General features: G+C 41.5%; 17 protein-coding genes, 1 tRNA gene, 2 pseudogenes and 1 other annotated feature. Of the genes and pseudogenes, 16 read left to right on the plus strand and 4 right to left on the minus strand.

Features of this window, described 5'->3' with window-relative positions; genetic code table 11:
• Positions 1-178 precede the first annotated feature (178 nt).
• The 5 genes from FOC32_RS10790 (at position 179) to FOC32_RS10810 (ending at position 4,691) form a co-directional block, all read left to right on the plus strand.
• Positions 179-562, plus strand: a complete 384-nt coding sequence (locus FOC32_RS10790) for a pilin (protein ID WP_175967372.1) — start codon at positions 179-181, stop codon at positions 560-562.
• Positions 563-1,003: 441 nt separating this feature from the next.
• Positions 1,004-2,992, plus strand: coding sequence for a transketolase (gene tkt / locus FOC32_RS10795; protein WP_005235176.1), 1,989 nt, complete (start codon positions 1,004-1,006; stop codon positions 2,990-2,992).
• A 135-nt stretch (positions 2,993-3,127) separates the two neighbouring features.
• On the plus strand, positions 3,128-3,343 hold the full coding sequence (locus FOC32_RS10800; protein ID WP_175967374.1) for a hypothetical protein: 216 nt from the start codon (positions 3,128-3,130) through the stop codon (positions 3,341-3,343).
• A 175-nt stretch (positions 3,344-3,518) separates the two neighbouring features.
• The gene (locus tag FOC32_RS10805; protein WP_175967376.1) at positions 3,519-3,974 is read left to right on the plus strand and encodes a GNAT family N-acetyltransferase; all 456 of its coding nucleotides are present in this window, start codon (positions 3,519-3,521) and stop codon (positions 3,972-3,974) included.
• Positions 3,975-4,103: 129 nt separating this feature from the next.
• Positions 4,104-4,691 (plus strand): YceI family protein, encoded by a 588-nt coding sequence (locus tag FOC32_RS10810; RefSeq protein ID WP_175967378.1) that lies wholly within the window; start codon positions 4,104-4,106, stop codon positions 4,689-4,691.
• A gap of 47 nt (positions 4,692-4,738) precedes the next feature.
• Here the strand turns inward: FOC32_RS10810 and FOC32_RS10815 are convergent, their stop codons facing one another.
• Positions 4,739-5,455, minus strand: a complete 717-nt coding sequence (locus tag FOC32_RS10815; protein ID WP_175967380.1) for a glutamine amidotransferase — start codon at positions 5,453-5,455, stop codon at positions 4,739-4,741.
• A gap of 225 nt (positions 5,456-5,680) precedes the next feature.
• On the opposite strand from FOC32_RS10815, the gene yfcF reads away from it, so the two are divergent.
• Both yfcF and FOC32_RS10825 read left to right on the plus strand, forming a co-directional pair.
• On the plus strand, positions 5,681-6,328 hold the full coding sequence (gene yfcF / locus FOC32_RS10820; protein WP_175967381.1) for a glutathione transferase: 648 nt from the start codon (positions 5,681-5,683) through the stop codon (positions 6,326-6,328).
• A 197-nt stretch (positions 6,329-6,525) separates the two neighbouring features.
• Entirely contained in the window at positions 6,526-7,476 is a 951-nt protein-coding gene (locus FOC32_RS10825) for a cation diffusion facilitator family transporter (protein ID WP_175967383.1), read from the plus strand.
• A gap of 56 nt (positions 7,477-7,532) precedes the next feature.
• Here the strand turns inward: FOC32_RS10825 and FOC32_RS10830 are convergent, their stop codons facing one another.
• The 3 genes and pseudogenes from FOC32_RS10830 to FOC32_RS10840 all read right to left on the minus strand — a co-directional run bounded on the left by FOC32_RS10830 (position 7,533) and on the right by FOC32_RS10840 (position 11,117).
• Positions 7,533-8,510 carry a fatty acid desaturase family protein gene (locus tag FOC32_RS10830; RefSeq protein WP_175967385.1) on the minus strand — a complete coding sequence of 326 codons (978 nt, stop codon included), beginning with the start codon at positions 8,508-8,510 and terminating at the stop codon, positions 7,533-7,535.
• Positions 8,511-8,604: 94 nt separating this feature from the next.
• On the minus strand, positions 8,605-9,393 hold the full coding sequence (locus tag FOC32_RS10835) for a PaaX family transcriptional regulator C-terminal domain-containing protein (protein WP_175967387.1): 789 nt from the start codon (positions 9,391-9,393) through the stop codon (positions 8,605-8,607).
• Between the two features lie 479 nt (positions 9,394-9,872).
• Positions 9,873-11,117 (minus strand): annotated as a pseudogene (locus tag FOC32_RS10840) (IS3 family transposase).
• Positions 10,726-10,842: a sequence feature (AL1L pseudoknot), on the minus strand. (Overlaps the previous pseudogene by 117 nt.)
• 66 nt (positions 11,118-11,183) lie before the next feature.
• Between FOC32_RS10840 and FOC32_RS10845 the strand changes: the two are divergent.
• The 9 genes and pseudogenes from FOC32_RS10845 to lptB form a co-directional block, all read left to right on the plus strand.
• Positions 11,184-11,294, plus strand: a pseudogene (locus tag FOC32_RS10845) (IS5/IS1182 family transposase); the annotation flags it as partial.
• An 8-nt stretch (positions 11,295-11,302) separates the two neighbouring features.
• Positions 11,303-11,728 carry a hypothetical protein gene (locus FOC32_RS10850; RefSeq protein WP_005235199.1) on the plus strand — a complete coding sequence of 142 codons (426 nt, stop codon included), beginning with the start codon at positions 11,303-11,305 and terminating at the stop codon, positions 11,726-11,728.
• A 146-nt stretch (positions 11,729-11,874) separates the two neighbouring features.
• Positions 11,875-13,296 (plus strand): cysteine--tRNA ligase, encoded by a 1,422-nt coding sequence (gene cysS, locus FOC32_RS10855; RefSeq protein ID WP_175967391.1) that lies wholly within the window; start codon positions 11,875-11,877, stop codon positions 13,294-13,296.
• Between the two features lie 65 nt (positions 13,297-13,361).
• Positions 13,362-13,437, plus strand: a tRNA-Gly gene (locus FOC32_RS10860).
• A 273-nt stretch (positions 13,438-13,710) separates the two neighbouring features.
• Positions 13,711-14,688, plus strand: coding sequence for a KpsF/GutQ family sugar-phosphate isomerase (locus tag FOC32_RS10865; protein ID WP_005235203.1), 978 nt, complete (start codon positions 13,711-13,713; stop codon positions 14,686-14,688).
• A gap of 3 nt (positions 14,689-14,691) precedes the next feature.
• Positions 14,692-15,231 (plus strand): KdsC family phosphatase, encoded by a 540-nt coding sequence (locus tag FOC32_RS10870; protein ID WP_175967393.1) that lies wholly within the window; start codon positions 14,692-14,694, stop codon positions 15,229-15,231.
• Positions 15,232-15,264: 33 nt separating this feature from the next.
• The gene (gene lptC, locus FOC32_RS10875; protein WP_175967395.1) at positions 15,265-15,813 is read left to right on the plus strand and encodes an LPS export ABC transporter periplasmic protein LptC; all 549 of its coding nucleotides are present in this window, start codon (positions 15,265-15,267) and stop codon (positions 15,811-15,813) included.
• Entirely contained in the window at positions 15,797-16,363 is a 567-nt protein-coding gene (lptA, locus tag FOC32_RS10880; protein WP_159122791.1) for a lipopolysaccharide transport periplasmic protein LptA, read from the plus strand. Before lptC ends, lptA begins: the two co-directional genes overlap by 17 nt.
• On the plus strand, positions 16,363-17,106 hold the full coding sequence (lptB, locus tag FOC32_RS10885; RefSeq protein ID WP_175967397.1) for an LPS export ABC transporter ATP-binding protein: 744 nt from the start codon (positions 16,363-16,365) through the stop codon (positions 17,104-17,106). Before lptA ends, lptB begins: the two co-directional genes overlap by 1 nt.
• The last annotated feature ends 87 nt before the right edge of the window (positions 17,107-17,193 follow it).

Here is a 17,193-nt window from a genome sequence, read left to right on the forward strand (position 1 = left end):
GGAAAGTGATCATTCTATTAATAAATTAAGGTGGGTGTATTGACCACACGACAGACAGCCTTGCTGCAAATAGTACGACTCTGCATAGTAGCTTCAAGTCTTCAGAAACCGCCTGTCAGGAAGTGGCGAAATCTTTTGGTATGGATTTGTTTAAAAGACTGTACGGAGATGGAAAAGCATGTATCAAAAGGCGTTTACCTTGATTGAAGTCATGATTGTACTCACGATTATTGCCATTCTGGCGACAGTAGCAGGCATGAGTTATCACAGTTATGTAGTGCGAAGCCAACTAGCAGAGGTTTTTAAGCAGGCAGGTAGCTATCGAACTCAATTTATTGCCTCTGATGGACATTGTGATGCAGGCCGTCAAATTGGCAGCGGAACCCAATATATTGAAAAAGTCGTGATCAATGCCGCTTGTCGGATTGAATTTAAGCTACGGCAGGATGGGATAGATACGGCTATCCGTGGGAAATCCATCGCTTTTGATGTCTATAGCGGCAGTTGTTCGTCGAGCGATATCAGTCAGCGTTATTTACCTAAAGATTGCCGAGGACAATAATTTTCGTGGTATCGATTAGCCTGATTGAACTTCAACCTTTATCTTTTCATGTCTGATGATCTTGGGCAGACATTAGATATTCACATATGCATTTTTATGGACTGGAAAAGATCACTTATTTAAGTCTGGATCTTCTGTTTTGACTCCTATCTGGATGTATCTTGGAGAGGAATTCAACATATTGTGAAAGTTTAATTTATAAAAAATAGTTAAGAATAATCCCAGATTTATCATCTTATTAGAATCTAACTTAGACTCTAGTCAATCAATGCACCTTAAAAGTGCAGAATATTTATCCGATAGGTAAATACAAGATCAATAAATTGATAAATATTGTAGGCTAGTCTTTACCCCTCGCTGTTTTTTTAAGACAATAGACGGCAGTTTTGAAAGTCTTTTCATCATTTCCTATTTCTTCTGAATTTATTTGGACGCTGATTTATGACAACCCCGCTTAATGAACGTCGTATTGCAAACGCAATTCGTGTATTGGCAATGGATGCTGTGCAAAAAGCAAACTCAGGACATCCAGGTGCTCCAATGGGGATGGCAGATATCGCTGATGTGGTTTGGCGTGAATTCTTAAACCATAACCCAACAAATCCGAATTGGGCTAACCGTGACCGTTTCGTATTGTCGAATGGCCATGGCTCTATGCTTCAATACGCACTTCTTCATTTAACGGGCTATGATCTTTCAATTGAAGATCTTAAAGCATTCCGTCAACTTCATTCTAAAACCCCAGGTCACCCAGAATTGGGCTATGCACCGGGTATTGAAACAACCACTGGTCCTTTAGGCCAAGGTATCGCAAATGCTGTTGGTTTCGCACTGGCTGAAAAAACTTTAGCAGCGCAATTCAACAAAGACGATATTAAAGTTGTAGATCACTACACTTACTGCTTCCTGGGCGATGGCTGCTTGATGGAAGGTGTTTCTCACGAAGCATGTTCTTTGGCAGGTACTTTAGGTCTAGGCAAGCTGATTGCTTACTATGACGACAACGGCATTTCGATTGACGGTGAAGTTGAAGGCTGGTTCTCTGACGATACAGAACAACGCTTCAAGTCTTATGGCTGGCAAGTGATCAAAGTTGACGGTCATGATGCTGATGCCATCCGTCAAGCGACTGTTGAAGCAAAAGCTGAAGCGAACAAACCAACCATCATCATGTGTAAAACAGTGATTGGTTTAGGTTCACCAAACAAACAGGGTAAAGAAGACTGTCACGGTGCACCTTTGGGTAATGACGAAATCGTATTGACTCGTGAAGCGCTTGGCTGGTCAGACGAAGCATTTGTCATTCCTGAGGATGTATACGCAGCTTGGGATGCCAAAGAAAAAGGTTCACAAGCTGAAGCAGCATGGAACGAAACTTTTGCCGCTTATGCAGCAAAATATCCAACAGAAGCAGCAGAATTAAAACGTCGTCTTTCTGGTGATCTTCCAGCTGACTTCGTTGCAAAAGCAGATGCTTACATCGCTGAAGTAAATGCGAAAGAAGAAACCATTGCAACACGTAAAGCGAGCCAAAACACGTTACAAGCACTTGTACCTTCATTACCAGAAGTACTAGGTGGTTCTGCTGACCTTGCAGGTTCTAACCTGACACTTTGGAAAGGTGCACAAGGCGTACAGGACAATCCAGCAGGTAACTATGTTCATTACGGCGTACGTGAATTTGGTATGACTGCGATTGCCAATGGTGTAGCATTGCATGGCGGTTTCATTCCTTATGTAGCAACATTCCTGATGTTTATGGAATATGCACGTAATGCAGTACGTATGTCTGCGCTGATGAAACAACGTGTGATTCATGTCTACACTCACGATTCAATCGGTCTGGGTGAAGATGGTCCTACACACCAGCCAATCGAACAAATCGCATCTTTACGTGGTACACCAAACCTGAATACATGGCGTCCATGTGACACCGTTGAAGCAGCGATTTCCTGGAAATCTGCTTTGATGCGTTCAGAAGGTCCAACAGCGTTGATCTTCTCTCGTCAAAACCTGCCATTCCAGACTCGTACTCAAGCACAAATTGAGAATGTAGCGAAAGGTGGTTATGTTCTGGCTGAAGAAAAAGGCGAATTGAAAGCGATTATCATTGCGACTGGTTCTGAAGTTTCTCTTGCAATGGAAGCTTATGCACAGCTTGAAGGTGTACGTGTCGTATCTATGCCATGTGCTGAAGAATTCATGAAGCAAGATGCTGCTTACCGTGAATCAGTTCTTCCTGCAGCGATTCGTGCACGTGTAGCGGTTGAAGCTGCACATGTAGATTACTGGTGGAAATTTGTAGGTCTTGATGGTCGTGTGATCGGTATGACCACTTACGGTGAATCTGCACCTGCTAAAGACCTGTTCAAACACTTCGGTATTACAACTGAAGCTGTTGTAGCAGCTGTAAAAGAGATTACTGCTTAATCAACTGATTAAGTCGGTTTTTAAGGGCGCCCCAGTTTTGGGGCGTCTTTTGTTTTTTCGCTTTCTAGCCTTGTTTTCATGTGGCAACCGCTAAAAAGTGTTCTCCCATAATTGAAATGAAAGAGTGAGATAAACATGAGCTTGTATGAACAAATTAATGATGAAATTACTTTAATGGATGCAGGCGAGCAGAAATGGATCGGGCAGGATCTCCCCCTTGAAGCAATGGTTGCGGTTGAGCTATTACTTCAGGAAATGGCTGAAGAAAAAATCATTAAAGTACGTCGCAAGAACCATGAAAAGCATTCTGGTTTGAAACAGGTGGATCGTATTCTGGTTGAAAAACTTTAAATATAAAGCGTGAAAAGTCCCTAATTGGGGCTTTTTTTATGTCGGATGATTTCCATCTGACAGGTTGCTTATGAGCGCCAGATGAGATAAAGCTAAGTTTAGGTTGCTATAAAAATTCCGCGACCACTATCGAAACGACTTAAATTAAAGAAATAAGCCAAAGAAGCAGTTAAACATGAATATACAGCCCCAGATCCAGATCAAATCTCTAGAGCAAATATCACAGTCAGAATGGCTATCTTTATGGCAAGACTATCAACGCTTTTATCAAACGCAAATTTCGGATGAGGTAAGTAAAAATACCTGGGATAAATTAACCAATTATGAATTAGATTCAATGCACGGTTTTGCGGCCTTGATTGATGAAAAGGTCGTTGGGATTGTGCATGTCATCGAACATAACAGTAGCTGGACAGTAAGGCCATATACTTATTTGCAGGATCTATTTACCCATCCGGACTATCGCGGACGGGGCGTGGCGCGAAAGTTGATTCAGCATGTCTATCAGGTAGCGCAGCAGCGTAATTGCGACCGGGTTTACTGGCTGACTCAGGAATCAAATCATCAGGCGCAAGCGTTGTATAACAAAGTCACCAAGAAAACTGGATTTATTCAGTACCGTATGGATTAAAGCTCAAAAATTAAAAAAATAACTTACAATTTTATCGTTTCATTGCTGCAACAAAACGTTTTATCTTTAAGGCTGTAAACGGTTCCAGATTCTATACACTTAATAACATCCAAAACGTGAGATAAAAACATGAATTTAAAAACATTAGCATTAGGCTTGGCGGTCGCATCTGTAGCAACATTTTCTATGGCAAAACCAGTGGCTTATACGATTGACCCGACTCATTCAGCAACGGTTTTCTCTTGGAGCCACTTTGGTTTCTCTACACCATCTGCAAACTTCAGTGATATCCAGGGTATGATTAATGTTGATAATGAAAAACCTGCGAATTCTTCGGTCAATGTGAATATCCCGGTTGCAAGCATTAATACGAATGTGAAAGCGCTGGATGACCATATTAAGACAGCAGAATTTTTTGATGCTGCCAAATATCCGAATATCACTTTTAAAAGTACTAAAGTTCAGGCTTTAGGCAAAAACAAATACAAAATCACCGGTAACTTAACCGTGAAAGATGTCACTAAACCTGTGGTACTGGATGCAGTTTTAAATAAACAAGGCATACATCCAATGACCAAATTACAAACGATTGGTTTTAATGCAACCACTTCATTTAACCGTTCAGCCTTTGGGGTAGGCGGCTATGTTCCAAATGTGGGCGATAAAATTACAGTGAACATTACTACCGAGGCTTCTGTACCTGCTCCGAAAAAGTAAAAATGACAAATTAAAAAAGCACCCAATAGGGTGCTTTTTTATTACGGTTATTTAAGTTGCAGGTTTTCTAAATAATGCATCAATACCGAACTGGCTGCCTGTTCAAGCGCGGGTGCATAGCTTTGATGATCCGCCCGCAAGGTGGGGATATTGATTTGGGCTTTGCGTAACTCACAGGTATGTCCAATCAGCCATTTCTCTAAACTTTCACTGGCTACTTCAGTATGGAATTGTAGTGCTAGAATATTCTGTCCTACCCGAAAGGCCTGATTTGGATAAAGATCAGAGCTGGCCAGCAATTCAGCCTGTTCAGGCAGATCAAAAGTATCGCCGTGCCAATGTAGCACTTCAATATTTTCCAAGGCTTGTAGTGGATTATTCTCAGCAACTGGAAGAGTAAGCTTAGACCAGCCAATTTCTTTGCTATGTCCTGCATAGACTTTAGCACCGAGTGCATGAGCAATGAGTTGAGCACCCAGACAAATACCTAAAGTGGGTAAATTCTTCTCTAAACGCACTTTAAGTAAGTCTATTTCTTGTTGTAAGAAAGGGTAGTCCACCGTTTCATAGACACCAATTGGACCCCCTAAAATAATTGTCAGACCTTTATATTCATACGCCTTTCGTAGGTCATCAATTCCGGCTTCAAAATAGCGAACACGTAATCCTAGCTGATAAAACACATCTTCCCAGGCACCTAGGTCTTCAAAAGCCAGATGTTGAATGGCATATACGGTATCAGGGAAGTGGTCAAGGTTCAGCATAGCAGTCAGGTCTAAATGGAAAATATTTATTTAACGTTATTCTGCAAAAAATTTGAAGTCTTTTTAATCCGGTGATTTAGCCTTAGGTAGGTGATTCATCCGAATCGGCAAGCCTATGTAAGACTATAACTCCGCTTTGTATCAATATGCAGCGATATTTTCCTTTTCTATAAAAAAGGCGTTAGAGTAGAAAGCAGTGGATAATCATAAGAGGCAGGATAAAAAATGCACAATATCTGCTTATATGTCGATAAAAAACGTATCAGTCCTTATGCCATGTCGGTTTATGTGGCTTTAAAAGAGAAAGGACTCAACTTTCAGGAAAAAATGATCGATCTGAATCTGCTGGAACAGCAATCTTTGGCTTATCGTAAAATTTGTCCGAGTGGCAAAGTCCCTTGTTTGATCATTGATGATTTTCATTTATTTGAATCTTGGGCAATTACTGAATACCTGGAAGATGTTTTTCCGGCACCGGATTATCCTGCTTCATATCCTGCAGAGATGAAAGCCAGAGCAAAATGCCGCGCCGTTCAGGCTTTGATGAAAACTGATTTTTCCTCTATCCGGCAGGATATGCCTTCAACTTCGATCTTTGTTCCACCTAAAAGGCCTTTAATCGCATCGGCTGAAACCATGCAGGATATTCAGCGCTTACTGGCAATCACAGAAACTTTACTTGAAGAGCTATGGCTCACCGAACAATGGTCAATTGCAGACTTTGATCTAGCCTTTATGCTGCATCGTCTGCTTAGTCACGATGTTGAGCTTCCCGAAAAGATTCAGGCTTATATCCAGCGTAATTTTCAGCGATCTTCAGTGCAGTCCTGGATTTTGGAAAATGAAAAACTGCGTACTCATGCTGAGTTTTGATTCTATATCGGGTAGAGAGGTAAATTTAATAATTTAAGTACTAAGTTTGCTTAATGAATAGACATGGATATTTTAAAAGAGAGACACGTTATACAAAAAATTGCTTAAATATCAGCAGCGCAGGCGTAGTATAGCAAGTATAGGTAATAAGAAGTAGCTAAAACTTAGAATCAGATTCAAATGAAAAGGAGTATACGGTGGGTGGATCACATCATCATGATCATAGTCATGTAGAAGTTAGTGCGAAGAATGCTAAAAAACTGTCCATCGCCTTAGCTCTGACGACAGCCTTTTTAATTGTAGAAGTTATTGCTGGTTTTATGACTCAGAGTCTGGCCTTGCTTTCTGATGCAGCGCATATGTTTACCGATGCCGCTGCATTGGCGATTGCACTGGCTGCGATTAAGATCGGACAAAAACCCGCAGATGATAAACGTACCTTTGGCTACCAGCGATTTGAAATTCTGGCAGCTTTATTTAATGCGATTATGCTATTTCTGGTAGCGGTGTATATCCTGTTTGAAGCTTACCAGCGCCTGAGCCATGCTCCTGAAATTGAAAGTCTGGGCATGTTAATTGTCGCTATACTCGGACTAGTCATTAACCTGATCTCCATGAAAATTCTGGTTTCTAGCAGTCAGGAAAGCTTGAATATTAAAGGAGCTTATCTGGAAGTACTGAGTGATGCACTAGGTTCGGTGGGTGTCATTATTGGCGCAATCATCATCTATTTCAGTGGCTGGATGTGGATCGACACCGTGATTGCGGTCATGATCGGATTCTGGGTCATTCCACGGACATGGATTTTGTTGAAACAGAGCATCAATATTCTGCTAGAAGGGGTTCCTGATGAAATCGATATTGAAAAACTGCGCCATGACCTACTGGCGCTAGACGGTGTTGAAGATATTCATCAGCTAAAAGTCTGGGCGATTACTTCCAAGAAGGTGATGTTGACGGTGCATTTAGTTGCGCCAGACGTTGACTATAAAAAGTTGCATCAGGAGGCGTTTGAGATGTTGCATCATGAACATCACATCACCGAGATGACATTGCAAATTGAAGCAGAAGATTGTCCCCCAGAACAGCATCGGAAATCGGACCATTTACATGAACAGCATGAGCATGAGGAAAGCCATCAACATTAAGTGTGAGAAATTTTGCCATCACACTTAATGTATTTTTAAACTTCGATCTTTTAATTTTAGTCTTTCAATAATGACACAATTACATCTTTATAACTCGGTGGTGCTTTCACATAATCGCGCTCTCGCAACATCTGATGCATTTTGGGCAGATTTTGATGTGGAACAGAGGCCATTAAATGATGTTCAATATGATAATTTACATGAATCGGTGCAACGAAAGCACGCGCTAGCCAGCCTGCACGGGTGGTACGGGTATTAGTCAGTGCAGAATGACTGGTTTCCAGACCGGCATGCTCAGCCATTGCCCGGATACGGATAAACAGTGGGAAAGGGGTGATATAAGCTAGGGGCCATAATAAATAAAGTTTCGGATGACCGCTGGCCCAAAGTGCAGAAAATAGGGCAGCATTGGAAATCAGCATGCCCGAGCTATTTTTTAACAGATTCTTTGCCAGTTCCAAGTTACTGCGATTACCCCGAGGAATTGGTTTCGGATCATTGGAAACACTCCATTCCAGAAGTTCTAAATCCATTAAGACACGACCAGTCAGAAATTTCAGGCCGGATTGACCATTTAGATCTCTAAAGAATTTTCTGAATAATGATTGTTTAGTAATTGGAAAGTTTTTGACCAGACCTAAATCTGGATCATCAGGTTGAGAGGTGCGGGCATGATGTTTCAAATGATAAGGACGATATTTACCGACCTCATTCCAGATCGGACGGGCGCATAGCCAGTCAGTGAAGTGTGTGTTTAGCCACTTGGTTTTAAACAAACTATGGTGTGAGGCGTCGTGCATCAAAATGGCCATAGCGAGTTGGCGACCTGCCAGAATGGCTAATGCCAAGGCACACATCAATATTTTTCCCCAGACTGGTAAATATTTCCAGCTATAAGCGACTGTGCCAAAGGTCAAAATAATCACAGCCCAAGTTGAACCCACTGCCAGAGCACCCTGTAAATCGGATGGGTTAGTCAGCTCTCTAATTTCTTCACGGCTAAATAGCTCTGTGACGCTCACTTTACTGTTCATTATTCTGCCTTGATATAATTCTTGTATTTCTTATCACTATATTTGAATTAAAATATTACAGTCAATTTATTTTTGTGAGTATGTGGGAAATAAATTATACACCTTGTTGTTGAAAATATTGCTGCCATAACTGCTGGCCTTGCTCCTCCATACGCCGTACAGCCAGTTCAAACTTTTGTCGGGCTGGAGCATCTAGCCATTCTTCAGGCAATAGCGGATCTGCACGCAGACTAAATACAGCAGATTTTGCCAGATAAAAGGCGGTTTTAGCTGATTCAGCCAAGGATAACTGTTGGTGGTTTTCAAACCATTGTTCAATTTCCTGGCTGATATTCAAATAAGTTTGATGCAGGCCATGAATATCCCAAAGTGCAGATACATGGGTGTGCTGATCGATCTCGCTGACCTGAAAAAATCGTGCGCCTTGATCCAGACCAAACTTGACGGCTGCTGATTTAAGCTCGTTCAAACCAAGTTGCAAATTGTCCGGGCGGATAAACACGTTCTGTTCCAGTTCCTGAAATCCATAATAACGCAGGGCTTTTTCCCGTTTAGATAAGGCCGTACGATCTACTCGCCCCAAAGCACCGGTATAAACCAGAATGTACTTACCATCCCAAGCCGTAGCGGTCTGCATATTGGGATGTTTGTTCAGGCTAATAAAAGAAGTATCAAATTTTTTTTCAACTAACTGATAAATGCCGCGTTCTACTGACTGAATGATCTGATCCTGATTGAGTCGTGCGACTGCAACCCGCAAGCTGTTGTCAGAGATTCCTAATAAATCTGCTGCACATAACATCTGTTTGATGCTAACAGTAGAGTTATGTGAGGCATAGAGCAGGTCTAGCACCAGATGTCGGGCATTCAGTTTATAAGTCATGAAACTAGATCGTGATTAGAAAATGAGAAATTGGAAACTTTTTGTACAATAGCATTTTGAATATGAAGAACCAAAGAGAAATACGACTAAAGTGTTTGTATATTCAGGCAATTAATTTTAATTAAAGACAACGTATATGGATAAAAATGACTAGATAAGGTGTTGGTTTTCTACTGAGGCACACTATTTCACAGTCAATAAGTTGGTCTAAGCAGCAAGTCAACGAAAAAGACATGAATCTGTTTTTTTTCTCTTTATTCTTGATTATTTTTAATCCCAGCTCCCTAGGGAACTGGGATTACCTAAAAAATTAAAGTGAAGTGTTAGTTATAACTGCTTCAAAATTGGGTATATGAACAAGAAAAAGATTTCTTATTCATACGAATTACCTTACATATTCGGGTAATTCGGACCACCGCCACCTTCCGGTGTTACCCAGGTGAACCGTACCGGGCTTGTCGGAGACTTTTTTATTTAAGTTAGGCCACGTGACCTAACGGGTTAATCTTATCATAGTACATTGCTTCAAACTCAAAAGGCGATAAATAACCCAGTGCACTGTGTACACGCTTTTTATTGAACCAATCTACCCAGTTGAATGTCGCAAGTTGTACATCTGCTAAACCTTGCCAATCTGCTTTTAAATATTCAATCACCTCTGTTTGGTATAAGCCATTCACCGTTTCAGCCAAAGCATTATCGTATGAATCACCAGTTGTACCGACTGATGCTCGTAAATTTGCAGCTTCTAAACGATTGGTATAGGAGTAGAAAGATATTGAACACCTCTATCGGAATGATGAATCACATTCTTTGGCATGCCTCGATCGTGTAATGCTTGCTCAAGTGCATCGAGCACCATATCTGTATTCATCCGTATAGATACTTTCCATCCAACAATTGCTCGTAAGAACACATCAATAATAAAGGCGATATAGCCCCAACCTGAATTGGTTTGAATATAAGTGAAGTCATCGAACTTAGCACTGCTTCGCAAGGGTCAGGATGATCAGCATTAAAATTCCGTTTCACTAAATCATCTGCTCTTTTTTGAACATCTAGGCTACGGGTGGTTTGTTTGTTCTCACCTCGCCAAACACCTTGTATACCTAGCTTTTTCATTAATCGAGCAACAGTACAGCGTGCAATAATATAGCCTTCACGTTTCAGTTTTTGCCAGACTTTACGCACACTATTCCGACCTGAACTTTCCTTCCAAATTCGTTTAATCTCCTCAGCATGATGCTCATCATGTAGATCTCGTTTCGCTCGATGTTCCCTTGCAAAGCGATGCTTTTCATCAGCGAGATCTAAAGTTCGGTAATAGGTTGAAGCTGCGATCGGTAAAATCCTACAAATCGCATCAACACCATATCGATCTTTATTATTATGGATAAAATCCACCATTATTAGTGTGGGCGGTCGAGCTCCGCCTGGGCGAAAAAAGCGGCTGCTTTACGTAGAATTTCATTGGCACGCTTTAATTCTTTAATTTCACGTTCCATTTGCTTCATTTTTTCTTGATCAGATATCTGTTGTACTTTAATAGGATTTTGCTGATCTAAATGCTTTTGATGCCTGGCACGTAGTGTTTCAGGAGTACAACCAATCTTAGGCGCAATTGCTGTGATTGCAGCCCAAGTAGAAGGATAATCTTTTTCAGATTCAATCAATAATTGAACCGCTCTTTCTCTGATTTCAGGGGTATATTTTAATTTTATCATCGAACCTTGCGAAGCAGCGCTTCTCACTCAGAATATTGACTCTCCGACAAACCCGGTACGGTTCAGTTTTGTAGATTAAAGCAATTTAGAGGAATAGCTACTCGATATGACAAGCTCAAAAGAAATTATCAAAGTGCTGTTGCCTTAGCCTGTATATTTTTATGGCTACCTTTATAGGTTTAATTATGAACAGTAAATGTCAACAGACCCTAATTGGTCTTGGGGCTATGCTTGTGTCAGGTTCAGTGTTCGCAACAATTGAACAGACTATTGTGAAACTATCTTTAGGGGAATTAAAAGGCCGTTATGCTTTGGATTGTTCAAAAGAGAAAGCTCATAATCTATCTTATGTTATTGGTGAAAAAAGCATTTTGCGCTTGATTTCTGCTAAACAAAAGCGTGCTTTATTAAAGTCAATTGAGCCTAAGTCTGAAAAATCTTTTGACGATTATCAATATATAACTACCGCCGAGTACCAGGGGGCTACGGTAGATTTCTACCAGAAAGATCATCAAAACTATGCGCGTGTTTTAAATACCAGTCTAAGTAATTCATTAGGTCCAAAAAACAAGCAGATGTTAATACAGTGCAAAACTGAAGCTAAATCCTGATATCTAAAAAGACCAGCAATTGCTGGTTTTTTTAACAATATAGAAATAACCGCAGAAAAAGTCTTGAAAACTTTTCTTAAAACTTTATGAAAAATAATGCTTAGGTTAAGATGAGCCATCATTTGTAAAAGCATTCTAGAAGACCTATGCAACCATTTGTTCTATATAACTCAGAGCAACGTAAAAAAGTAGAATTTGTGCCTCGTAAAGAAGGTCAGATTGATCTGTATGTTTGTGGGATGACGGTCTATGACTACTGTCATATTGGACATGCACGCACGGTGGTTGCATTTGACTATATTATTCGTTTCTTGCGTAGTCAGGGCTGGAAGGTTAAATACATACGCAATATCACTGACATTGACGACAAGATTATTAAACGTGCCAATGAAAATGGGGAAAGCATTTCATCACTGACCAGCCGTTTTATTGATGCCATGAATGAAGACTTTGCCAAATTAGGCTGTCTTGCACCGGATGAAGCACCAAAAGCCACTGATTACATCAATCAGATGCAAAACATGATTGGTACGCTGGTGGAAAAAGGGACTGCATATCCGGCAAATAATGGCGATGTTTACTTCGAGGTTGAAAAATTCGCCAAATACGGGCGTCTCTCAGGCCGTAAACTGGAAGATATGCAGGCAGGCGCTTCTGAACGTGTAGACGTCGAAGTTGAGAAAAAACATCCGTTTGACTTTGTGCTGTGGAAACATGCCAAAGAAAATGAACCGTCTTGGGCTTCACCATGGGGCAATGGTCGTCCAGGCTGGCATATTGAATGTTCAGCCATGTCTACCTGCTGCCTCGGCAATCATTTTGATATTCATGGCGGTGGCGCTGACTTAAGCTTCCCGCATCATGAAAACGAGATTGCACAGTCTGAAGCAGCGACAGGTGAACAGTATGTGAACTACTGGATGCATGCCGGCTTCATCAATGTTGATGGCGAAAAAATGTCGAAGTCTTTGGGCAACTTCTTCACCATCCGTGATGTGATTGAAAAATTCCATCCGGAAGTGGTGCGTTACTTTATCGTATCTTCACACTATCGCAGCCCGGTGAACTATTCAGATGTAGCTTTAAAAGAAGCGAAAAATACGCTAATGCGTTTCTATCATTCTTTCAAAGCTTATCAGGCAGTATATGGCGAACAGCTGGTTGATACGTTAGATCAAGACTTTGTTGAGCGTTTTAATACGGGAATGCGAGATGACTTCAATACGCCAGAAGCCATTGCTGTATTATTTGAACTGAATAAAGAGCTGAACCGTGCGGTAAAAGACCAGAATCAGGAGCAGGCTACTGTTTATTATTCCACTTTGCGCCATCTCACCAATATTCTGGGTCTGGTACAGCACAATGTCGACGAATTCTTAAAGTCTGATATTGGTCAGGAAGCTTTAGGCTTGTCTGAAGAGCAGATTGAAGATCTGATCCAGCAACGTAAAGATGCCAAAAAAGAGAAAAACTTTGCTCGTGCCGATGAAATCCGCCAGTCTTTATTAGACCAAGGGGTGGTGCTGGAAGATACCCGTCAAGGAACTGTATGGCGTCGTGCCGATTAATTCGACAGTTGAATCAATAGGGAGTTGACAGTTAGCAGAAACTCTCTATAATTCACTCCCATATTGCGGGAATAGCTCAGTTGGTAGAGCACAACCTTGCCAAGGTTGGGGTCGCGAGTTCGAGTCTCGTTTCCCGCTCCAAAATTCAAAAAACCCTGATCGGAAGATTGGGGTTTTTTATTGCCTACGCAAAATAAAAAGGAAAATCAGAACTGATTTACATAATGAAATTCTGAATATGGAAGAGCTTTCAGTCAGGGAAATTTCTAAACATTCTGTTTAAGTTTTATGAAAAGCTCTACATTTTGAAACCTGACATTTGCATAGATATGATAAAATTGCGAAAATTATTTTTTGCTAGACTGAGTCAACTCTGTATAGAGTTAAGGTAAACCTACTTTGAACCCACCAAATATGCCAAATCAAATAGACTTCCAGAAAGTTGCACTTGAAACCTTGCGTATCGAAGAACAAGCATTACAGATTTTAGCCACGCAGATCGATGAGCGTTTTAGTCAGGCATGTGAAATTATCTTGCAGTGCAAAGGTCGTCTGGTGATTACCGGGATGGGGAAATCCGGGCATATTGGCCGTAAGATGGCGGCAACTTTTGCCTCTACGGGTACGCCTTCATTCTTCATGCACCCGGGCGAGGCAGGGCATGGTGATCTTGGAATGCTAGTACCGGGTGATGTACTGATTGCCATTTCAAACTCAGGCAAAAGCGATGAAATCATGATGCTGATGCCTTTGATCAAGCGTCTGGAAATTCCTTTAATTACTATTAGCGGTGATGCCAAAGGTCCAATGCCACAAAATGCTGATGTGGCTTTAACTTTGGGTCATCTTCAAGAGGCCTGTCCGCTTGGTCTGGCACCGACTTCGAGTACAACGGCAACTTTAGCGCTGGGTGATGCACTGGCTGTCGCTCTTCTGGATGCACGTGGTTTTACTGCTGATGATTTTGCACTATCACATCCAGCGGGTGCCTTGGGTAAACGTTTATTGCTGCATGTAAAACATCTCATGCATACAGGTTCGGAATTGCCAAAAGTGTCACCAGATACACCGATGAATCAAGTTTTATACGAGATTTCAAATAAACGCCTAGGTTTAACCACAATTGTGGATCAAAATGATGTTCTGCTGGGTATTTTCACTGATGGTGACTTGCGCCGCCTGATCGACAAACAGCAAGGTTTTGATGTCAATTTACCGATTCAGGAAGTGATGACCAAAAATCCGCTGACGATTTCTCAGGAAGCGCGTGCTGTCGTTGCACTGGAAAAAATGAACGAACGTAAAATTAATCAATTTGTTGTGGTTAATGATGCCAATAAAGTCATTGGTGTAATTAGTATGCATGACCTGATTCAGGCTGGGGTAAATTAATAAATGGCATCTTATGTATTATTAGAGCAGGCACGTCATATTGAGGCACTGGTACTTGATGTAGATGGTATTTTAAGCGACGGTTTTGTCACATTGACCAATACAGGAGATGAGATCAAATCTTTTGATATCCGTGATGGACTGGGTATGAAGCTGGTACAGCAAGCCGGAATCAAAGTGATCATTATCACTGGGCGTCAAAGCAATATCGTACAGAAACGTATGTCGGATTTGGGCGTAGATCTGGTTTATCAGGGCCGCGAAGATAAAGGGACTGCTTTACGTGAAGCTTGTACTCAGCTCAATATCGACCCTGAATACTGTTTATACATGGGTGACGATTGGCCAGACCTGTCCGCCTTTGCGATTGCTGGCATGAAAGTGACTGTTCCAAACGGCCATGTTGAAGTACGTCGTCGTGCTGATCTGGTAACGCAGGCCTATGGTGGTCGTGGTGCGGTACGCGAGATTTGTGACATGTTACTGATGTCCAAAGGTAAGTACCAAGAGTTACTTGAAAAATATACTCGTGCGCCTTATTAATAAGTCATACATCCTGGATTAAGTACACCGCTTATGGACACTAGAGTTTTATATCTTACGGCTATTATCATTGCCGCAATAAGTGGTGGTTATTACTATTACAGCGGTAAGGGCAATAAGTTGCAGACTGATTCTGCACGTAGCATGACCTATTCTGCAAATAATATTAACTTAACCCAAACTGATGAAAAGGGCATGTTGTCTGTACGTGCCCAGGTCGACCAGCTTGAACAAAACCTGCAGCTAGAGACCTCAAGTCTCAAAAATCTGCAGGCGACGACCTATAAAGACGGTCAGGTTGATGCGACATTCTTTGCCAAACAGGGCAACGGTTATGATGACAATACAAAAGTTGTACTTTCTCAAGAAGTGCTGGCGACCAAGATCATGCAAAATGGAAAAATGCAGTTCCGTACCGAGGAGCTAACGGCTTTTCCGAAAACACGTGAAATTGAAACCGATAAAACCGTCATTGTTGAATCTCCACAGGCTGAATTTATCAGTCAGGGCCTAAAAGCCAATCTTAATGATGGTCAATACGAATTCTTTAATATTCGAGGAAAGTATGAACCAAATTCCTAGAGCTAAAATGATGAAAACTTTCCTTAAGCGCGCTGCGTTGTTAAGTCTGGTTGCATTGGGTTCAGCCACTGCCTTTGCATTGCCATCTGACCGTAACCAACCAATTACCTTATTAGCTGACCGTGCGACTTTTAATGAGCGTACCGGGGTCACGACATATTCGGGTAATGTCATCATTGAACAGGGCACCATGAAATTGCAGGCCAATTCAATTGTGGCGAATCTGAATAATAAAAAACAGATCAGCCTGATTACGGCAACAGGTAGCCCGGCTCAATTTCAGCAGAAAGTTGATCCTGCCAAAGGTTTGGCCAAAGGTCAGGCACAGAAAATTGTCTATAATGCGGAAACCGGTATTATTACCCTGTCTGGAAATGCCTACTTGCAGCAAGATGGCGCTAGTATCCGTGGTAATACGCTGAAATACAGCATGAATAAAGGCGATATTGAAGCAACAGGTACACCAAATAAAACCGGTTCAGCAGCAGGTCGTGTACAAATCGTGATTCCACCTTCATCTTCGAAATCCTTTCCGGGAGCACGTGATTAATGGCACAGACGCATCAGGTTCAAACTTTAACCATCAAGCATCTGGCGAAAAATTATAGTAAACGCTGGGTAGTCAAGGACGTTTCCTTCAGTATGGAAAGTGGGCAAATTGTTGGGCTTTTAGGGCCTAATGGTGCAGGTAAAACCACCAGTTTCTATATGGTGGTGGGTCTGGTGCGTATGGACAAGGGTGAAATCCATCTGGATGATCTGGATTTGTCGGACTTGGCGATGCATGAACGTGCGCGTAAAGGGATTGGCTATTTACCTCAGGAAGCTTCTATTTTTAGAAAACTAACCATTTCTGAAAATATTATGGCGATTCTGGAAACCCGTAAGGATTTAAGCAAAGCCCAGCGTCAACAACGTTTAGCCGAATTACTGGCAGACTTTAAAATTACCCATATTAAAGATTCATTGGGTATGAGCGTGTCGGGTGGTGAACGTCGTCGTGCTGAAATTGCCCGTGCTTTGGCGGCCGACCCAAAATTCATGTTACTGGATGAACCTTTTGCCGGGGTTGACCCGATTTCCGTAGGTGATATTAAAGATATTATTACCACGCTGAAAGATCGTGGAATTGGTGTATTGATTACCGATCACAACGTTCGTGAAACTTTGGCCATCTGTGAACATGCCTATATTGTCAGCGAAGGTTCAGTCATTGCTGAAGGCACGGCACAAGAAATTTTGGCCAATGAAATGGTACGTAAAGTTTATCTGGGTGATGACTTTACTGTATAGAAAATTTTCATTATCAGAAAGAACCCGCATTAAGACTTTAGTCGTCAAATGTGGGTTTTTTTTTACTTAAATTAAGACGAAAAAGCT

It is taken from the genome of Acinetobacter sp. FDAARGOS_724 (genome assembly GCF_013364475.1).
Taxonomy (GTDB): Bacteria; Pseudomonadota; Gammaproteobacteria; order Pseudomonadales; family Moraxellaceae; genus Acinetobacter; species Acinetobacter variabilis.

Coding starts and splice junctions, on each gene's coding strand:
- FOC32_RS10790 (WP_175967372.1), top strand. CDS start 179: ATGTATCAAAAGGCGTTTACCTTGATTGAAGTCATGATTGTACTCACG.
- tkt (WP_005235176.1), top strand. CDS start 1,004: ATGACAACCCCGCTTAATGAACGTCGTATTGCAAACGCAATTCGTGTA.
- FOC32_RS10800 (WP_175967374.1), top strand. CDS start 3,128: ATGAGCTTGTATGAACAAATTAATGATGAAATTACTTTAATGGATGCA.
- FOC32_RS10805 (WP_175967376.1), top strand. CDS start 3,519: ATGAATATACAGCCCCAGATCCAGATCAAATCTCTAGAGCAAATATCA.
- FOC32_RS10810 (WP_175967378.1), top strand. CDS start 4,104: ATGAATTTAAAAACATTAGCATTAGGCTTGGCGGTCGCATCTGTAGCA.
- FOC32_RS10815 (WP_175967380.1), bottom strand. CDS start 5,455: ATGCTGAACCTTGACCACTTCCCTGATACCGTATATGCCATTCAACAT.
- yfcF (WP_175967381.1), top strand. CDS start 5,681: ATGCACAATATCTGCTTATATGTCGATAAAAAACGTATCAGTCCTTAT.
- FOC32_RS10830 (WP_175967385.1), bottom strand. CDS start 8,510: ATGAACAGTAAAGTGAGCGTCACAGAGCTATTTAGCCGTGAAGAAATT.
- FOC32_RS10835 (WP_175967387.1), bottom strand. CDS start 9,393: ATGACTTATAAACTGAATGCCCGACATCTGGTGCTAGACCTGCTCTAT.
- FOC32_RS10850 (WP_005235199.1), top strand. CDS start 11,303: ATGAACAGTAAATGTCAACAGACCCTAATTGGTCTTGGGGCTATGCTT.
- cysS (WP_175967391.1), top strand. CDS start 11,875: ATGCAACCATTTGTTCTATATAACTCAGAGCAACGTAAAAAAGTAGAA.
- FOC32_RS10865 (WP_005235203.1), top strand. CDS start 13,711: ATGCCAAATCAAATAGACTTCCAGAAAGTTGCACTTGAAACCTTGCGT.
- FOC32_RS10870 (WP_175967393.1), top strand. CDS start 14,692: ATGGCATCTTATGTATTATTAGAGCAGGCACGTCATATTGAGGCACTG.
- lptC (WP_175967395.1), top strand. CDS start 15,265: ATGGACACTAGAGTTTTATATCTTACGGCTATTATCATTGCCGCAATA.
- lptA (WP_159122791.1), top strand. CDS start 15,797: ATGAACCAAATTCCTAGAGCTAAAATGATGAAAACTTTCCTTAAGCGC.
- lptB (WP_175967397.1), top strand. CDS start 16,363: ATGGCACAGACGCATCAGGTTCAAACTTTAACCATCAAGCATCTGGCG.